We start from the raw sequence: 17,621 nt of genomic DNA, 5'->3' as shown, positions 1-17,621 counted from the left end.
GGGTTCACAGCACGTCACCGAGAACGGCGACGATCACCGGGACGAGCCCGGCGAGGATGAAAGCCGGCAGGAAACACAGGCCCAGCGGCAGCACGATCAGCACCCCGGCGCGCCGGGCCGCGGCCTCGACGGCGGTGGCCCGGTCCGCTCGCAGGTCCTCGGCGAGCCGGAGCAACGCTCCGGACAGCGACGCACCGCTGCCGGTGGACCGGACGGCCGCCTGGGCCAGCCGCCGGGCTCCCTCGCCGGCACCCAGATATGCCCAGGCCTCCGCCGGAGTGCCGCCGAGGCGCAGCGTCCGACCGACCCGGTGCAGCCGCTCGCCCAACGGGCCGCCGATCGCCTCGGCAACGACGCTGGTCGCGTGTTCGGTGGGTGCCCCGGCCCGCATGACCGCTGCCATCAGGTCGGCGGCGAGAGGCAGGTCGGCGGCTTCCCGCTCTCGACGGCGCCGCTCGCCCGCCGGTTCCAGGCGGCGCAGCCCGCGATCCAACCCGACCGTTGCCAACCCGGCGACGACCAGGCCCGACCAGCCGCCGAGCACCAGCACCGTCGCCAGCCCGGTCAGCAGGCAGACCATCCGGATCCGGTCGAGCCGCCACGGACGGTCCGTAGGGCGGCGGGCCATCAGCGACCCGTCCAGATTGGTCTGGACGGCTGGCAGACCCACCGCGCCACCGGTCCGCGGGTCGCGCCGCCGCAGACCGGGCTGCCGCAGGCCGAGTCGCCGCAGGCGGCGCCGCGCCCGCCGACGGCGGGCCAGCCAGGCCCCTCCAAGCAGCGCCAACCCGGCGGCCGTGACCAGTACGATCTTCGCTGGCGGGCCGGGCGCGGCTGCCCAGTCCGGCACGAGGCTCCCGGCGACCCCGACGGACCGGACGAACCCGGTGGACCCCACGATTTCGGCGGACCCGACGATTCCGGCGGAGCCGACGATTCCGGCGGAGCCGACGGCTTTGGCATATCGGACGGCTTCGGCGGACAGGACGCTTCCAGCGGAGCTGGACGTTCCGGTACGCCAACTCCGGGTGGTCGTCACCGGGCCTCCGATCCGACGGCGGCAAGCCGGTCCGCCCAGGCGAGGCCGGTCACCTGGAGCACGACGGCCCCGATCGCGCAGGCCGCCCCGACGGAGCTGTGCAGCAACACCGCGAGCGGGTCCACCCCGATGCCGTAGCCAAGGGCGATGCCACCGGCCGGCAGACCGGCCAACAGCCAACCGGTCGCCCGCGCACCGGCCGCCTGAGCAGCGGCGGCAGCCAGGCCGCGGTCAATCGATCGCGCGTCCGCCTCGATCCGGTCGAGCAGGTCAGCCAGCGGAGCTCCGGTACTTTCAGCGATCCGGACGGCTGACGCGATCAGGTCCGCCACCCGTCCGCCAGGCTGGCTGCCGACAGGCTCCCGCCCCGGAGGGCGGACGAGCGGGTGAGCGGTCCGGGTGACCTCGCCATCGGGATCGTCCGCTCCGGTGCGCTCCCCTGCCCGGGGTGGCGACGAGCCGGCCCGCAGGTCGGCGGCCAGGGCGCCCAACCGGTCGAGTTGGCGCCGCCGCTCGTCCCGGGCCATCCGCCCGGCCCGCCCCCGCAGCACGGCGTGCGCGGCGAACCCGCCGTACGCGGCCAGCGCGAACCCCGCCACCGGGCCGGCGAACAGCCCTCCCGTTGCCGCGCCCAACACGGCGACGCCGACGACCGTCCGACGGCGGGTGGCGGTGAACCGCTCCAGCAGGCGGCGCGCAGAACGGCGGAGCGGCGCGACGAACGGCAGGACAGCGGCGGTCCACCGGCGGAGCCCACCGGGCCAGCCGAACGCCAGCATCGCGAGCACCGCGCCGACCAACGGTTGGACGGCGTTCACCGATCCGCACCGGCTTCCGGTGCCGAGCACGGACCGCCGGGCGCTGAGCCGGGAACCAGGATCGGCGGCACCCTCACCCCACGGTCCGCGATCAATCGGGCCAGCACGGCTCGAGCCGGTCCCGCACCCGTCGGTCGGCGCCAGGCCGGTAGCACGGTCACCAGCCGGTCCGGACCGTACGGCGTCAGCACGCAGACGGATTCCACGACCCGACCCTCGGGCCGTCGTCGGACCTGGACCAGCACCTGGAGCGCCGCCGCGACCTGCGCGTGCAACGCCGCCCGGGGCAGCCCGCCGAGCATTCCCAGGGCCTCCAACCGGGCCGGTACGTCCCGGGGGGCATTGGCGTGCAGGGTGCCGGCGCCGCCGTCATGCCCGGTGTTGAGCGCGCACAGCAGATCCACGATCTCGGCGCCGCGACACTCGCCGATCACCAGCCGGTCCGGTCGCATCCGCAGCGCCTGGCGTACCAGGTCGGTCAGCTGCACGGATCCCTGCCCCTCCACGTTGGAGGTGCGGGTCTGCAACCCCACCACGTGTGGATGGACCGGACGCAACTCGGCGGCGTCCTCCACGAGGACGATCCGCTCCGTGGGTGGCACCAGCCCGAGCAGCGTGTTGAGCAGCGTGGTCTTGCCGGATCCGGTCCCACCGACGACCAGGTATGCCAGGCGGGCGGCCACCAGCGCGGTCAGCAGTTCCGCCACCGGCTCCGGGACCGTGGCCTGACGTACCAGTTCGTCGAGGGTGAACGGTCGCTGCCGGAAGGTACGCAGTGACAGGTACGGGCCGTCGGTGGCCACCGGCGGCAGCACGGCGTGCAACCGGGTGCCGTCGGGCAGGCAGGCGTCCGCGAACGGCGACCCGTCGTCCAGCCGCCTGCCGCCGGCGGCGACCAGCCGTTGGGCGAGGCGGCGCACGTCCGCCCGGTCACCGAGGTCCAACGAGACCGGGCTGAGCCCGTGCCCCCGGTCCGCCCACACCCGCACCCCGTTGACCAGTACATCCGTGACCGCCGGATCGGCCAGCAGTGGCGCGAGGGGCCCGGCGCCGGCCAGTTCGTCGTGGACCTGGGCGGCCACCCGCAGCACCGTGGTGTCGCCCAGCACCACGGCGCCCGGCTCCTCCCGGATCGCCTCCACCACCGCCGCGGGGGTGACCGCCGTGCCTCGGACCGCGAACCGCCGGCGGACCCGGTCGGACAGTTCGGCGCTCATTCCGGCACCCCGCCGTGTTCGGTTCGGTGAACCGGCATCGGCCGGCTCATGCCGCACCCGCCCTCGGCGTACCTTCGAGGTTGGCGACCACCCGCTGGCACAGTGCGGCCAGCGGCCCGTTGCCGGACGAGGCTGGCGCCTCCCCCCGTTCGAGGGCCCGGCGCAGACCCGGTTCGGGGCGCAGGGTGCCCGCGAGCGGCAGGTCGAGCGAGCGGGCCACCTCGCGGGCCCGCAGACCGCCGGGTGCGGGCCCCCGGACCACCAGCGACAGGTTCGGACAGTGTGGCAGGGCCGTCCGCACCACCCGGGCAGCCGCCGCCGTGGCACGCAGTTCGGCCGGCACCACCACCAGCCCGAGGTCGGCCGACTGGAGCGCGATCACGGCGGCGTCGTCAAGTTGCCGGGGCAGGTCGACGATCAGGATGTCCCGGCTGCGCCGCCCGGCGTCCAGCGCGGCAGCCATCGCCTCGGCGGGCAGGCTCAGCGGATCCCCCCGGTCCCAGGAGATCATTACCAGGTCGCCGCGGCTGGGCAGCGCCCGCACCAGGGCCGGCGCGTCAACCCGCCCGTCGGTCGCCCGCAGAGCCGGCCAACGCAGCCCCTCGATCTCCTCCCAGCCGAGCACGAGGTCCAGACCGCCGCCCAACGGATCGGCGTCGATCAGCAGGGTCCGCAGGCCACGTCGGCCGGCGGTGATCGCGAGCCCGCCAGCCAGGACGCTCGCCCCGGCTCCGCCCCGACCACCGATCACCGCCACCACCCGGCCCGGACCGACGGCGCCGGTCGGTGGGACGGTGTCCCCGAGCCGGTCCACCACCCACGGCTCGGCAGCCGGCAGGATCGCCACGTGCTGGGCGCCGATCAACTCGGCGATCTCCCAGCCGGGATCGGCCAATCCGGACCGGCCGACCAGCACCAGTGGGGACCGGTGTGGCAGCCGGGCCCGCAGACAGGGTTGGGCCTGGTCGGCACCGACCAGCACCAGCGGCGCGCGGGACCAACGTGACCGGGCCGCGGCCGGATCGGCGGCCACCTCGACCTCGGTACCGGCCGCGGCGGCCAACCGGAGCAGTTCGTCGAGGAGACCGCCGTCGGACGTGACGACGAGCGGGAGCCGTCGGTCGGCGACGGGCAGCGTACGGGTGGACATCGCGGACCTCCGGCGGCGGTGCGGGCTGGTTGGACCCGTTCAGCGTCGCGTTCCCGGGTGGCCGGTGGCGAACGTCCGGAGTGGCCTGTGGACAACCGGGGGGGGCTGTGGACAACCCCCATGATTGGTGTCGATCTGCTATGAGTACTGCGACGAAGTGGATGAAATCGTTCACCCTCGGTTTCGACGACAAACGTCGATGGATGGAAAATCGGCGCGATCCCCGAACCGTCGGTGATATCCATCTGGTCCGGGCCAGCTTCACTGGCCGTGGCGACAACCATCCTCGGGGGCGAACCATGACCACACCGCAGTTCCGCACGGCCGGCGTCGACGACGCCGATCGGATAGCGCTGCTGCACGCCGACAGTTGGCGACGGCACTACCGCGGTGCGTACGCCGATGCGTTCCTGGACGGCGATGTCGCCGCCGACCGGCGCGGGCTGTGGTCGGCGCGCCTGGCGTCCCCCGGTCACACCGCGACCACCGTCGCCGAGGACGACACCGGGCTGGTGGGCTTCATCCACGTCGTCCTCGACGAGGATCCCCGGTGGGGCAGCCTGGTCGACAACCTCCACGTGGCGAACCACCGCCGGCGTACGGGTGTCGGCAGCGCCCTCCTCCGCCGGGCGGCGACCGTCGTTCAGGATCGGGCCAGGCGGGTGGCGCTGCACCTGTGGGTGCTCGAACAGAACACCGCCGCACAGGGGTTCTACCGGGCCTGTGGCGGTGAACCCGTCGAACGGGCCGTCGTGGAAGCGCCGGGAGGCGTACCGGGCCGGCTCAACGGCGCCCCGTACAAGTTGCGCTTCAGTTGGCCGGACTCGCCAACCCTCGCCCGACTCACCGCTCCCGGGAGCGACCGGTGATCGATGCGACCGGTGATCGGTGCGACCGGTGATCCACGGTCGACCAGAAACGCCCCGGGATCCGCCAGAAACGCCATGGGCTGCGGGAATGACGTACCCCGGAAAAGGAGACGACCCCCGTCGGGGGGAGCCGGGCCTGGGCTGTCGATCATTGGCAGCCGTTGCCGAATGGCACTGGCGTGCACGCTTCATCTGCTGTGCGTTGACGGGCCGACATGACCCTGATCAACGCTCTCGCTGCCTTCTCGCTGCCTCGGTGCTGCACGACGTCTCGCTTACAAGCTCTGTGCGCCTCGTCCGCACGCGTCCGGCAACGGCTGCGCGCTCGGAGCTTCGTTCGTGCCAGCGCTCGTCAGGGTGCCGCCGTCCGGTGACGTTGCTGTCAGCGTTGCTGTCGACAGCCGTTCCGCCGGTGAGCCAGGCCAACCCTCGGCCGGGGAGCCTGGTCGGGGTTCGCTGCTGACTCCGCCTACAGGTGGCAAACCCCTTGCCGGCCGGACTGCGAACTGCAACGCTCCGTCGATGATCGACAAGCCTGGCGTTGACCAGCGGCTTCTGGCGGCTGAGGTGGCCGCCGCCTGGGCCGTGAACATCGCCGACCTCGTGTTTATGCCGGTTGGGCTTGACGGGCAGGCATGGGCGTACCGGGTAGACACGTCCGACGGCGAGCGCTACTTCCTGAAGATGCGCCGCGGCGAGTTCGCCCGAGCCGCCGTCCTGCTGCCCGGGTTCCTCAGAGCGCAACGCGTCAGGCAGGTCGTAGCACCGATCGACCTTCCAGACGGCGGAGCCAGTCACGGGTTCGGGGGCTACCAGCTGCTGCTGTACCCGTTCCACGACGGCGGCAGCCTGTGGAGCCGCGGCCTCACCGACCGCCAGTGGATCGAGTACGGCGAGTTCCTGGGTCGTCTGCATGCGGTCACGCCGAGCGCCGACATCGCCGCCGTCCTGCCGGTCGAGACCTACCGATCAAGCGCCGGCGAGCGGCTGACAACCCTCGGCGGGCAGGCCGCGGCGAGCGAGGCCCTCGACGCTTTCTGGGACCGGTACGGCGCCGCACTGCATCACTTATCGGCAACGGTGGATGACCTCGCCTCCCGCGTGACGCAAGCTCAACACGTCATCTGCCACGCCGACATCCACCCCGGCAACCTGATCGCTGACGGCGACGGTGCACTGCACGTCGTGGACTGGGATGCGCCGATCCTCGCACCGCGCGAGCGGGACCTGATGTTCATCTACAGCCAAGACTTCGGCGACCACCCGATCAACGCGCACCGCGCCGAACTCTTCCGCCGAGGCTATGGGCCGCTAGAACCGGACCGGACCATGCTGAGCTACTACCGCAGCGAGCGGCACCTCGACGACGTCGCCGCGTTCCTCCATAGCATCCTCAACCCCGACGCCAGTCCGGAATCTCGAGCCAACGACCTGCACTGGCTCACCCGCATCGCCGAGACCGTCGCCGACCCCAGCTACGCGCCCTGATCTGGCCACACGCCCGATGACTACGCCGACCGGGTCCTGGCGGCCTTCGGTGGTGCTGCTGCCTCTCTGCTGCCTTCCGGCGGGGAAACGACCCAGGATGACACCCTGGTAGACGAGGAAGAGGGGCTATGAGCTGGGGATCTACCCGAACCCGGATAGGAGACGACCCCCGTCGGGGGGAGACGGGGGTCGTCTGCGGGTTCGGCTCCGGGGGGGTTGAGCCGATCCCACTCAGCGGTTACGGGGGGTGCAACCGCCGAGGGTCAATCTATGAATCTGTGTCGCAAATACAAGCATGCCTCAGCGCTCCCGTATACGTCGAGTGCTGAAGCGTCCACTCCCTGCAAATTTCCGCGGAGCCAGCGCGTCGTCCAGCGCCGGCGTCCTCGACCGCCGGATCAGGACCTTACCGGCCCTGACGTGCGGATGTGACCCCGCGCACCCGCCGACGATAGACCATCCGGCTAGACTTGCGCGCCGTGGGCCGAAGTGCCGCCTTTTTCGACCTCGACAAGACCGTCATCGCCAAGTCCAGCGCCTTGGCGTTCGGGCGTCCGTTCTACCGGGACGGGCTGATCACCCGACGGGACGTCGTGAAGTCCGCGTATGCCCAGCTGATGTTCCGGCTGGGCGGCACGGACGAGCAGACCATGGCCAGGACCAGGGACTATCTGGCCGCTCTCTGCAAGGGCTGGCCCGTGGAACAGGTCCGCCAGATCGTCGCCGAGACCCTGCACGACCTGATCCATCCGTATGTCTACGCCGAGGCCGCCGCACTGATCGAGCAGCACCAGGCGGTCGGCCGGGACGTGGTGCTGGTGTCCGCCTCCGGCGAGGAGATGGTCCGGCCGATCGGAGCGCTGCTCGGGGTGACGGACGTCATCGCCACCCGGATGTCGGTGGCCGATGGGCGGTACAGCGGCGAGGTCGAGTTCTACGCGGCGGGCCCGAGCAAGGTCTCGGCGGTGACGGAACTGGCCGGGCAACGCGGGTACGACCTGTCCGAGTGCTACGCGTACTCCGACTCGATGAGTGACCGGCCGCTGTTGGAATGCGTCGGTCATCCCACGGCGGTCAACCCCGACCGGCCGCTGCGCAAGCTCGCCACCGAGCAGGGCTGGCCGATCCTGGAGTTCCGTCATCCCATTCCGCTGGGCCGCCGGTTGCGCGAGCGGCCGGCCGTACCGGTCGCGGCCGCGGCGATCGGCGTCGGGGTGGGGGTGGCGATCGGGGTCGCATGGTACGGCCGGCACCGGCGGTCCCGGATCGCCAGCACCGCCTGACACCCGGCCGCCGAGATCCGGCGCCACCCGAAATCCAGCTTCCTCCGAGGCCCGGTACGCCGAGCCTCGGCGCTGCCCCGACTCAGGAGCCGGATCCGTTAACAGGGGACCCTTCCTCTACAAAAAGCGATAACAAGGTGCCCTTCCTTTCATCAAAGCTGGTCGGCGATCTCGGTTAGTTGGTCGACGCCGGCCTCGATGGCAGCCGTGTAGTGGCGCAGCCAGGAGCGCAGCCCGTCGGGGGTGCCGGTGGCGAACGCGCCGGCCGCGCCGACGTACTCGGGTTCCCGCTCGTGGTGACCGACGTCCACCGCGACCAGGCCGCGCGGGTCGAAACCGCCGGCGATCAGGGTGAGCCGGGCCACTCCCCGGGCCACCAGGCCGACGGGTCCGGCGAACGGCCGCAGCGCCAACAGCTCGCCGTGGACCACGGCGGCCAGCACGAGCGGGGACACCGACGTGCCGCCGGCCACCAGGTCGACCAGCCCGGTCAGCCGGGCCGCCACCGCCGGCGACGGGTCCGGCCGGCCAGGTCCGCCGGCACCGTCCGGTCCGCCAGCGCCGCCGGGCACGGGCTCGCCGACCGGCCGGCCCAGGTCGGCCGGTGGCACCGCGTCCCGGGCGGCCAGCACGTGCAGCCGGGCGAGCACCTGCCGGGGCGCGCGCTGCCACTGGTCGGCCAGTCCGGGTAGCGCACCGGCCACCCGCAGGGCCCCCTGCACCACCGGGTCGGTGACCGTACCGGCCCGGACGCTCTCCCGGTCGTACCCGTGTCCTTCCAGCGCGGCGCTGGCCACCGCGGACCGCAGGCTGACCTCGGCCGCGACCTGGCCGCCCTGGCGGCGCAGCGCGCGGTGCCGCAGCGCCTGGTCGACCCGGTCGCGGGCACGGTCGACGGCCGGCGCGATGTCGGCGAGGGCGAGCAGCGGGGCGAGTGGGTCGGTGGTCACGCCCGCAACGCTAGCCAGCGGTCCCGCCGCCGACCCCGGGGGTACGACAATCCACCGCCCCGAGGTACGGCGACCAGCGCGAGGGGTGCCGTCAGGCGCCCGGCACCGGTCGTTCGGCGCCCGGTGCAGGTCACCCCGGTGCCCGCGCTCGCGGTGTTCCGCGGAGCGCGACTAGGGTCGGGAGACGTAGGTCACGGGAAGCGGAGGGACAGGCTGAGATGAGCGAGACGCTGGCCAATCTGTTGAACGAGACTCGGGTCTTCCCGCCGCCGGACGGGCTGGCCGCCGACGCCAACGTGACCGCCGGCGCGTACGACGAGGCGGCCGGTGACCGGCTGGCGTTCTGGGCCCGTCAGGCCCGCCGACTGGACTGGGCCCGGGAATGGGACGAAACGCTCGACTGGTCCAATCCCCCGTTCGCGAAGTGGTTCGTCGGCGGCCAGCTGAACGTCGCGGCCAACTGCCTGGACCGGCACGTGGCGGCCGGCAACGGCGACCGGGTGGCCATCCACTGGGAGGGCGAACCGGGTGACACCCGGACGATCACCTACGCCGACCTGCTCCGGCTCACCAGCCAGGCCGCCAACGCGCTGACCGAGCTGGGCGTCACGGCGGGCGACCGGGTGGCGATCTACCTGCCGATGATCCCCGAGGCGGCGGTGGCGATGCTGGCCTGCGCCAGGATCGGCGCCACCCACAGTGTGGTCTTCGGTGGTTTCTCCGCCGACGCCCTGACCAGCCGGATCCAGGACGCCAGCGCCAAGCTGGTGATCACCGCCGACGGCGGATACCGCCGGGGCAAGCCGTCCGACCTGAAGTCCACCGTCGACGAGGCCGTCTCCCGGTGCGACACCGTGGAGCACGTGCTGGTGGTGCGCCGCACCGGTGAGCGGGTGAACTGGGGCGACAAGGACGTGTGGTGGCACGAGACCGTGGAGACGGCCGCCGACACCCACGAGGCGCAGCCGTTCGACTCCGAGCACCCGCTGTTCATCCTCTACACCAGCGGCACCACGGCCCGACCGAAGGGCATCCTGCACACCACGGGCGGTTACCTGACCCAGATCTCCTACACCACGCACGCGGTGTTCGACCTCAAGCCGGAGACCGACGTCTACTGGTGTACCGCGGACATCGGCTGGGTGACCGGGCACTCGTACATCGTCTACGGGCCGCTGTCCAACGGCGCAACCCAGGTGATGTACGAGGGGACGCCGGACACCCCGCACCGGGGCCGGTTCTGGGAGATCGTCGACAGGTACAAGGTGAGCATCCTGTACACGGCGCCGACCCTGATCCGCACCATGATGAAGTGGGGCGAGGACATCCCGCAGGAGTACGACCTGTCCTCGTTGCGCCTGCTGGGCAGCGTCGGTGAGCCGATCAACCCCGAGGCGTGGATGTGGTACCGGGAGTTCGTCGGCCGGGGCAACTGCCCGGTGGTGGACACCTGGTGGCAGACCGAGACGGGCGGCATGATGATTTCCCCGCTGCCCGGGGTGACCGCGACCAAGCCGGGCAGCGCGATGTCGCCGCTGCCGGGGATCAGTGCCGACGTGGTGGACGACCAGGGCAACTCGGTGCCGAACGGCGGCGGTGGCTACCTGGTCCTGCGCGAGCCGTGGCCCTCCATGCTGCGCACCATCTGGGGCGACGACAAGCGCTTCCTGGAAACCTACTGGTCGCGCTTCGGCGCGGGCGCCGACAGCCAGCACAGCGGCGCGGGCGCCGACGGCCAGCACAGCGGCGCGGGCGCCGACGGCCAGCACAGCGGCGCGGGCGCCGGTAGCGAGACCGGCGGCGCGGGCGCCGAGGGCGGTCGTTGGGTCTATTTCGCCGGTGACGGGGCGAAGAAGGACGACGACGGTCATCTGTGGCTGCTCGGCCGGGTCGACGACGTGATGCTGGTGTCGGGGCACAACATCTCGACCACCGAGGTGGAGTCGGCGCTGGTCTCGCATCCGTCGGTCGCCGAGGCCGCGGTGGTGGGAGCCACCGACCCGACCACCGGGCAGGCGATCGTCGCGTTCACGATCCCGCGCGGCAACGTCGACGCCGAGGGGGAGGCGGGCGAGGCCCTCATCACCGAACTGCGCAACCACGTGGCGAAGACGCTCGGGCCGATCGCCAAGCCGCGTCAGATCATGCTCGTAGCCGAGCTGCCCAAGACCCGATCCGGGAAGATCATGCGTCGGCTGCTCCGGGACGTCGCGGAGAACCGGTCGCTGGGCGATGTGACCACCCTGCAGGACTCGTCGGTGATGGACCTGATCTCCTCGGGGATGCGGTCCGGAAAGTCCGACGAGGACTGATCTCGACCGGAAAGTGACTCGAGGGTGGCGGTCCACACGGACCGCCGCCCTCGCCCGTTCGGGTACCGACGACCGCCGGACACTTGCCATCTGGGAACTGTCAACTTAGCTTCATGCCGTCGGGCCGCTCGGCTGATCCGACCCCTCCGAGCGGGCGTCCGGCTTCCACTCCCTCCCCATGCCATCGGAATTGGAGCGGCATGAACCATCCACATACCCGAACCCGGTCGCGCCGGCGTCTGCTTGTCGCGCTACCCGCGCTCGCCCTCGTCGCCAGCGCGCTGACCGTGTCCGGCGGTTCGGCGGCGGTGACCGCCGGTCCGGCGGGAGCCGTCATCGGACCGGACGAGTACTACATCAACTACGCCGAACCCACTGTGCAGTCCGATACCGAACATCTGGTCAAGGGCACCGCCGGGGTCTACGCCCCGGCGTTGACCAAGGCCAAGGCGATCGACCACAAGTACGCCCGGGGCAACCCGGTCACGGCACGCGAGCTGGCCCGGCTGGAAGCCAGGGCGGTCCGCGACCGGAAGAGCCCGCGCAAGATCAAGCAGGCGAAGCAGACCCAGGTCGCGAAGCTGCTGACCGTACTCGTGGAGTTCAACCCGGCGGCCAACGACGACTTCACCGGCACGATGGTGCCGAAGACCGTGACGGAGGACCGGACCTGCGTGCCGGGCACCGTGCAGAACGGGCCGACGCACAACAAGATCCCCAACCCGGCGACCCTGCCGCACAAGGACAACAACTCGATGTGGGTGCCGGACTTCTCCTCCGCGCACTACAACAAGATGCTCTACAGCACGGAGGGCATCACCCAGCGGGTCCGCACCGACCTGCGGGGGCCGGACGGCAAGCCGGGCATCAACCTGGCCGGCCGCACGATGCACAACATGTACTCGGAGATGTCCAAGGGCGCGTACACGGTGAACGGGCAGGCCAGCCCGTGGATCACGGTGCCGCACTCGGAGGCGTGGTACGCGGCCACCCTCTGTTCCAAGGACGCCGACGGCAACTGGGTCGCCCCGGAGATGCAGGCGATGAACGGGCACCCGGACAACCCGCTCGGTCCGGGCCGGCTGGCCACGGACGCGATCGACGCGCTGGCCAAGGCGGACCCGCACTTCCCCTGGGCCGACTACGACGTCGAGGACCAGGGCGACCGGGACGGCGACGGCAACTACTTCGAGCCGGACGGCGTGGTCGACCACCTGGTGCTGGTGCACGCGGGTGAGGACAAGTCCGGCGGCGGCGGCGCGGAGGGTCCGTACTCGATCTGGGCGCACTCGTCGGCGGTCACGGGCGGTTACACCATCCCCGGCACCAGCCTGAAGGTCTCGAACTACATCGTGCAGCCGGAGGACTCCGGGGTGGGCGTGTTCGCCCACGAGTACGGCCACGACCTGGGCCTGCCCGACCTGTACGACACCTCGGGCGCGGCCGATTCGGACGTCGACTTCTGGGACCTGATGTCCTCCGGTTCACACTCCGGCGAGATCATCCAGGCCCTGCCCACCCACATGGGCCTGTGGGACAAGTGGGTGCTCGGCTGGGCCGACCCGCTGGAGTTCACGCCGGGCAGCCGCGCCCGTAGCGTCCAGGTCGGGCAGACCTCCCGGACACCGGTCGGGACCGAGGACGGCATCAAGGTCGACCTGCCGGACAAGGTGCTCACGCTGGCGACTCCGCACAGCGGCGCCAAGATGTGGTACAGCAACGCCGACCAGGACTGGGCCGACGTGACGTTGAGCCGTTCGGTGAGCGTGCCGGCGGGCGCCGACGCGAAGTTCTGGATGTGGAACAACTACGTCATCGAGGAGGACTGGGACTACGGCTTCGTCGAGGTCTCCACCGACGGTGGCCGGACCTGGGCCGAACAGAAGGTCTACGACGCCACCGGAAACCTCGTCTCGACCGACGACGGCTACGCCGACCCGAACGGCCGGATGGCCGACTATGGCGGCAAGAAGTACGGCCTGACCGGCGACAGCGGCGGTTGGCGGCACGACTACGTCGATCTGAGCGGGTTCGCGGGCAGCACCGTCCAGGTGCGGCTGCGCCAGGCCACCGACGCCGCGTTCGAGGAGCGGGGCTGGTTCGCCGACGACTTCTCGGTCACCGGCGGTGGCAGCACCACCTGGAGTGACGACGTCGAGGGCGGGGCGAACGGTTGGACCGCGACCGTCGGCTCGTTCACCGACACCACCGGAGCGGGCTGGCAGATCGACAGCGGTACCCAGGTCAAGTCCCAGTACTACCTGGCGGAGTGGCGCAACTTCGACGGCTTCGACAAGGGCCTGAAGTACGCCTACGACACCGCGTACTCGCACGAGGCGTGGAAGGTCGACCGGGTGTCCTACAACGCTCCCGGCCTGCTGGTCTGGTACCGGGACACCGCGCTGGGCGACGTCAACCACGTCACCGCCCAGATGACCGCGCTACCCAGCTACGGCGCCAAGGGTGGCCTGCTCATCGTCGACTCGCACTTCGACCCGTACCGCCGGCAGGGGGTGGCGGCCGAGAAGGACCCGTCGGTGCTGGACAACCTGCCCAGCCGGCCGCAGTCGTCGAACGCGGCGTTCACGCTGCACCGGACGTACCCGTTCCGGGAATGTCTGGAAGCGGCCGACGAGCCGTACAGCGAGTACTGCACCAACTTCGGCAGCCAGCGGGCGGTGCCGGCGTTCAGCGACGCCAAGGGCTGGTACCCGGGCATCGAGATCCGGGACGGCAGCGCGTACGCCCGGGACAACGACGCCTCGGTGGTGGTCCCGTCGCGGGGCAACGCCAGCTACACCACCCGGGTGGTCAATCCGGACGGAACGCCGGCGCTGGACTACTACGGCGTCACCCTCGGCGGCGGGGCCATCGTGCTGGGGTCCGGCAATCCCGGTGACGCGGGCGTCAGCTACGGCGTTTCGCTGACCATCAAGCGCGCGGCTCGGGACAATTCATCCGCCACGGTTTATGTAACTCCGGCTCGGAGCTGACCCGAGGCACCTCGACGACCCGTCCGGAGCGGTCGCTCCGGACGGGTCGTCGCATTTCCGGCGTGTATCGACGGTGGTCAGAGAATGACCGAGAGTGGGATCGGTGAACCGGCCCGAGGTGGTCATCCGGACGGCCGGGTTGTGACATCGAAGGTCTTGTCCACGAAGTTTCTGCAATAAAACGACGCACGGTACTTCACATGATTCCCGGTGGTGTCTAGGTTCACAGTGGTCCCACAACTGGGTCCACCTGCGCCGGCGTGACTGCGTCATGTCCCGTCGGCTCCCCCTACACCGGAGGTACCACGTGCGCAAAGTCGCAGTGGGGCTACTCGGGTTGTCGTTGACCGCGACGAGCTTGGCTGTTGGCTCGTCCGCGGTGGCGGCTCCCGTGGCGAAGGCGCCGACGTCAGCCCCGTCGGTCTCCGAGCCAGCCCCGACTCGGGACGAACTGCCGAACCCCTTTGAGGACAAGCGGCGCGCGCTGCGCCAGGAGGGCCTCACCAGCGTCATCAACGGCAAGGCCAAGCCCGAGAAGCGCAACGGCAGCACCGTCGTGAAGGTGGGTGAGACCGTCAGTGCCGGCCCGGCCGGTAAGGCGGGCGCCCGCACTCTCGCCGGCGGCACCAACACCACCGACCAGTACGTCGAGCTGGCCCGGGAGAAGACGGACCACATCTTCGTCATCCTGGCCGAGTTCGGTGACGAGCGGGACCCGCGGTTCCCGGATCGGGACACCAACCCCCAGGTGCCCGGTCCGACGAAGTACGACGGTCCGCTGAACAACCAGATCCCGCAGCCCAACCGGGCGGTGGACAACTCCACCGTGTGGCAGCCGAACTACGACGCCGACTACTACCGGAAGCTGTACTTCGGTGAGGGCAGCGGCGTCGAGTCGGTCAAGACCTACTACGAGACCCAGTCCTCGGGGCGGTACAGCGTCGCGGGCGAGGTCACCGACTGGGTCAAGGTCAAGTACAACGAGGCCCGGTACGGCCGGTCCAGCGACTCGCCGACCGACGGCAACGGTGACGACCCGAACGTGTGCAACTCGCACGTCTGCAACACCACCTGGGACCTGGTCCGGGACGCCGCGAACCAGTGGGTCGCCGACCAGAAGGCCCGGGGTCGCACCGACGCCCAGATCGCCGAGGACGTCAAGCAGTTCGACCAGTGGGACCGGTACGACTACGACGGCGACGGCAACTTCAACGAGCCGGACGGCTACATCGACCACTTCCAGATCGTTCACGCCGGTGGTGACGAGGCCGACGGCGACCCGATCCAGGGTGAGGACGCCATCTGGAGCCACCGGTGGTACGCCTACGGCACCGACGCCGGTCGCACCGGCCCGGCGCAGAACAAGCTGGGCGGCACCCAGATCGGCAGCACCGGCCTGTGGATCGGTGACTACACCATCCAGCCGGAGAACGGCGGCCTGAGCGTCTTCGTCCACGAGTACGGCCACGACCTCGGCCTGCCGGACGACTACGACACCAACGGCGCCGGCGACAACGCGGTCGAGCACTGGAGCCTGATGGCCCAGAGCCGGCTGAACGCCAAGGAGGACGAGGCCATCGGCACCCGTCCGGGTGACATCGGTGCCTGGCAGAAGCTCCAGCTCGGCTGGCTGGACTACGAGGTCGCGGTGCCGGGCCAGACCCGGACCCTCAACCTGGGCCCGCAGGAGTACAACTCCAGCAAGGCGCAGGGTGTGGTCGTACCACTGCCCAAGAAGGCCGTGACGACCAACCTCGGGGCACCGTTCGCCGGGAGCAAGCAGTACTTCTCCGGCAACGCGGACGACCTCGACACCACCATGACCAGGTCGTTCGACTTCACCGGCAAGACGTCCGCGTCGCTGTCGGCGAAGGTCCGGTACGCGATCGAGGAGGGGTACGACTACCTCTACCTGGAGGCGTCGACGGACAACGGGGCGAGCTGGACCGCACTTGACGGCACGGTCAACGGCCACGCCTTCGACCGGGACGCCAGCGGCACCCCGGCCCTCGACGGCAGCACCGCGGGCGCCTGGGTCGACCTCAACGTCCCGATGAACGCGGTCGCCGGTCAGAAGGTGCTGTTCCGGTTCCACTACCGCACCGACGGTGGGGTGTCGGAGGGCGGCTTCTTCGCCGACAACATCACGGTCACGGCGGACGGCGCGACCGTGCTCAGCGACGGCGCCGAGTCGGCCGCCGGGTGGACGCTCGCCGGGTTCTCCGTCGTGGGTTCGTCCATCAGCAGCCTGTACGACAACTACTACATCGCGGGCAACCGGTCGTACGTCTCCTACGACAAGTACCTCAAGACCGGCCCGTACTACTTCGGCTACCAGAACAGCCGGCCGGACTACGTCGACCACTACCCGTACCAGCAGGGTCTGCTCGTCTCCTACTGGGACACCTCGCAGGTCGACAACAACGTCAGCGACCACCCGGGTGAGGGTCTCAACCTGTACATCGACGCGCACCCGCGCCCGATCTACAACCTCACCGGCAACCCCTGGCGGACCCGGGTGCAGATCTACGACGCCCCGTTCAGCACCATGAAGGCGGACTCGTTCACCCTGCACATCAACGGCCAGCCGCAGTACGTCCGTGGCCAGGACGCGCAGCCGCTGTTCGACGACACCAAGGACTACTTCGACTCGGTGCTGCCGAACCACGGCGTCAAGCTGCCGGCCGCCGGTGTCAAGATCAAGGTCCTCGAGCAGGACGGCACCTCGATGAAGATCCGCGTCTCCTGACGCACCGCACCACCGCACCACCGCACCACCGCACCACCGCACCACCGCACCACGACGATGCCCGGGACCGGTCCGCCGGTCCCGGGCATCGCCCGTTCCAGCGGGAACCAGCGACCGCCGGGCACCGTCGAACGGGCATGACGTCGAACCGCCGTGCCATCGCCGTCGCCGTCGGGGCCCTGGTGAGCCTGGCCGTCGTGGCCTGCGCCGCCCCGAGGGGAGACGCCACCCTTCCGCGGGAGCGGCCCGGCAGCACCACACCATCGGAGCGGGTCGAGTCCACCGGCCCGGCCGCACCGACCCAAACGCCGCCGCCGGATCCCACCCGGCCGGCCGACGGCGGCCCGTCGAGCCGCCCACCGCTTTCCGACGTCGCGCCGCCCACCCCGGGGCCGGTCGGCAAGCCGCCGGACAACCCGACCGACCAGACCCGGATGGACACGGTCGGCGGCCTCGTCACCCGTGGCGGGTCCGGACCCTGCTACGGACTGGTCGACGACGAGGGCACCGAATACGCCCTGTACGGCCCGGAGACCGGCTCGTTGCCCAGGGGTGTCCGGGTGGTCGTCCAGGTGGCGGCGTCGGCTGGGCAGGTCGACTGCGGACCCGGCAGGCCGCTGGCCATCCGGAGCGTACGGCGGCTGAGCTGAACCGCGCTGGCGGCGGCTGAGCTGAACCACGATGACGGCGGCTGAGCTGAACCGCGCTGGCGGCGGCGCCCGGCGAACCGGACAGCCGGTGGCCACCCGGACG

The 17,621-nt window shown here is 70.9% G+C and carries 11 protein-coding genes and 1 pseudogene; 7 read left to right on the top strand and 5 right to left on the bottom strand.

Annotated features, from left to right (window positions below; genetic code table 11):
* Nucleotides 1-4 precede the first annotated feature (4 nt).
* The 4 genes and pseudogenes from ACXN5W_RS02060 to ssd all read right to left on the bottom strand — a co-directional run bounded on the left by ACXN5W_RS02060 (nucleotide 5) and on the right by ssd (nucleotide 4,224).
* On the bottom strand, nucleotides 5-628 hold the full coding sequence (locus tag ACXN5W_RS02060; RefSeq protein ID WP_473156505.1) for a type II secretion system F family protein: 624 nt from the start codon (nucleotides 626-628) through the stop codon (nucleotides 5-7).
* A gap of 407 nt (nucleotides 629-1,035) precedes the next feature.
* Nucleotides 1,036-1,713, bottom strand: a pseudogene (locus ACXN5W_RS02055) (type II secretion system F family protein); the annotation flags it as partial.
* A gap of 140 nt (nucleotides 1,714-1,853) precedes the next feature.
* Nucleotides 1,854-3,074, bottom strand: a complete 1,221-nt coding sequence (locus tag ACXN5W_RS02050) for a TadA family conjugal transfer-associated ATPase (protein ID WP_473156391.1) — start codon at nucleotides 3,072-3,074, stop codon at nucleotides 1,854-1,856.
* Nucleotides 3,075-3,120: 46 nt separating this feature from the next.
* On the bottom strand, nucleotides 3,121-4,224 hold the full coding sequence (gene ssd, locus ACXN5W_RS02045; protein WP_473156390.1) for a septum site-determining protein Ssd: 1,104 nt from the start codon (nucleotides 4,222-4,224) through the stop codon (nucleotides 3,121-3,123).
* A 299-nt stretch (nucleotides 4,225-4,523) separates the two neighbouring features.
* Here ssd and ACXN5W_RS02040 point away from each other — a divergent pair, with 299 nt between their 5' ends.
* The 3 genes from ACXN5W_RS02040 to ACXN5W_RS02030 all read left to right on the top strand — a co-directional run bounded on the left by ACXN5W_RS02040 (nucleotide 4,524) and on the right by ACXN5W_RS02030 (nucleotide 7,864).
* Entirely contained in the window at nucleotides 4,524-5,093 is a 570-nt protein-coding gene (locus tag ACXN5W_RS02040) for a GNAT family N-acetyltransferase (protein WP_473156389.1), read from the top strand.
* 522 nt (nucleotides 5,094-5,615) lie between these two features.
* On the top strand, nucleotides 5,616-6,581 hold the full coding sequence (locus ACXN5W_RS02035; protein ID WP_473156388.1) for a phosphotransferase enzyme family protein: 966 nt from the start codon (nucleotides 5,616-5,618) through the stop codon (nucleotides 6,579-6,581).
* A 470-nt stretch (nucleotides 6,582-7,051) separates the two neighbouring features.
* On the top strand, nucleotides 7,052-7,864 hold the full coding sequence (locus ACXN5W_RS02030; protein WP_473156387.1) for an HAD family hydrolase: 813 nt from the start codon (nucleotides 7,052-7,054) through the stop codon (nucleotides 7,862-7,864).
* Nucleotides 7,865-8,016: 152 nt separating this feature from the next.
* Here ACXN5W_RS02030 and ACXN5W_RS02025 read toward each other — a convergent pair whose 3' ends face one another.
* A complete protein-coding gene (locus ACXN5W_RS02025; protein ID WP_473156386.1) occupies nucleotides 8,017-8,814 on the bottom strand; it encodes a Fic family protein in 798 nt (265 codons plus the stop codon).
* 218 nt (nucleotides 8,815-9,032) lie between these two features.
* Here ACXN5W_RS02025 and acs point away from each other — a divergent pair, with 218 nt between their 5' ends.
* From acs to ACXN5W_RS02005, 4 genes are all read left to right on the top strand, one after another.
* Nucleotides 9,033-11,126 (top strand): acetate--CoA ligase, encoded by a 2,094-nt coding sequence (gene acs / locus ACXN5W_RS02020; protein ID WP_473156385.1) that lies wholly within the window; start codon nucleotides 9,033-9,035, stop codon nucleotides 11,124-11,126.
* Between the two features lie 200 nt (nucleotides 11,127-11,326).
* The gene (locus ACXN5W_RS02015; protein ID WP_473156384.1) at nucleotides 11,327-14,119 is read left to right on the top strand and encodes an immune inhibitor A domain-containing protein; all 2,793 of its coding nucleotides are present in this window, start codon (nucleotides 11,327-11,329) and stop codon (nucleotides 14,117-14,119) included.
* Nucleotides 14,120-14,441: 322 nt separating this feature from the next.
* Nucleotides 14,442-16,868, top strand: a complete 2,427-nt coding sequence (locus tag ACXN5W_RS02010) for an immune inhibitor A domain-containing protein (protein ID WP_473156504.1) — start codon at nucleotides 14,442-14,444, stop codon at nucleotides 16,866-16,868.
* Between the two features lie 137 nt (nucleotides 16,869-17,005).
* Entirely contained in the window at nucleotides 17,006-17,518 is a 513-nt protein-coding gene (locus ACXN5W_RS02005) for a hypothetical protein (protein WP_473156383.1), read from the top strand.
* The last annotated feature ends 103 nt before the right edge of the window (nucleotides 17,519-17,621 follow it).

This window comes from Plantactinospora sp. A48 (genome assembly GCF_055793945.1).
The sequence above is the reverse complement of the archived record's forward strand: the minus strand, read 5'-3'. Positions and strand labels throughout refer to the sequence as shown.

What these genes read in the sequence shown, in the direction of transcription:
- ssd (WP_473156390.1), bottom strand. Translation starts at nt 4,224, where the DNA reads ATGTCCACCCGTACGCTGCCCGTCGCCGACCGACGGCTCCCGCTCGTC.
- ACXN5W_RS02015 (WP_473156384.1), top strand. Translation starts at nt 11,327, where the DNA reads ATGAACCATCCACATACCCGAACCCGGTCGCGCCGGCGTCTGCTTGTC.
- ACXN5W_RS02040 (WP_473156389.1), top strand. Translation starts at nt 4,524, where the DNA reads ATGACCACACCGCAGTTCCGCACGGCCGGCGTCGACGACGCCGATCGG.
- ACXN5W_RS02050 (WP_473156391.1), bottom strand. Translation starts at nt 3,074, where the DNA reads ATGAGCGCCGAACTGTCCGACCGGGTCCGCCGGCGGTTCGCGGTCCGA.
- ACXN5W_RS02035 (WP_473156388.1), top strand. Translation starts at nt 5,616, where the DNA reads ATGATCGACAAGCCTGGCGTTGACCAGCGGCTTCTGGCGGCTGAGGTG.
- ACXN5W_RS02005 (WP_473156383.1), top strand. Translation starts at nt 17,006, where the DNA reads ATGACGTCGAACCGCCGTGCCATCGCCGTCGCCGTCGGGGCCCTGGTG.
- acs (WP_473156385.1), top strand. Translation starts at nt 9,033, where the DNA reads ATGAGCGAGACGCTGGCCAATCTGTTGAACGAGACTCGGGTCTTCCCG.
- ACXN5W_RS02060 (WP_473156505.1), bottom strand. Translation starts at nt 628, where the DNA reads ATGGCCCGCCGCCCTACGGACCGTCCGTGGCGGCTCGACCGGATCCGG.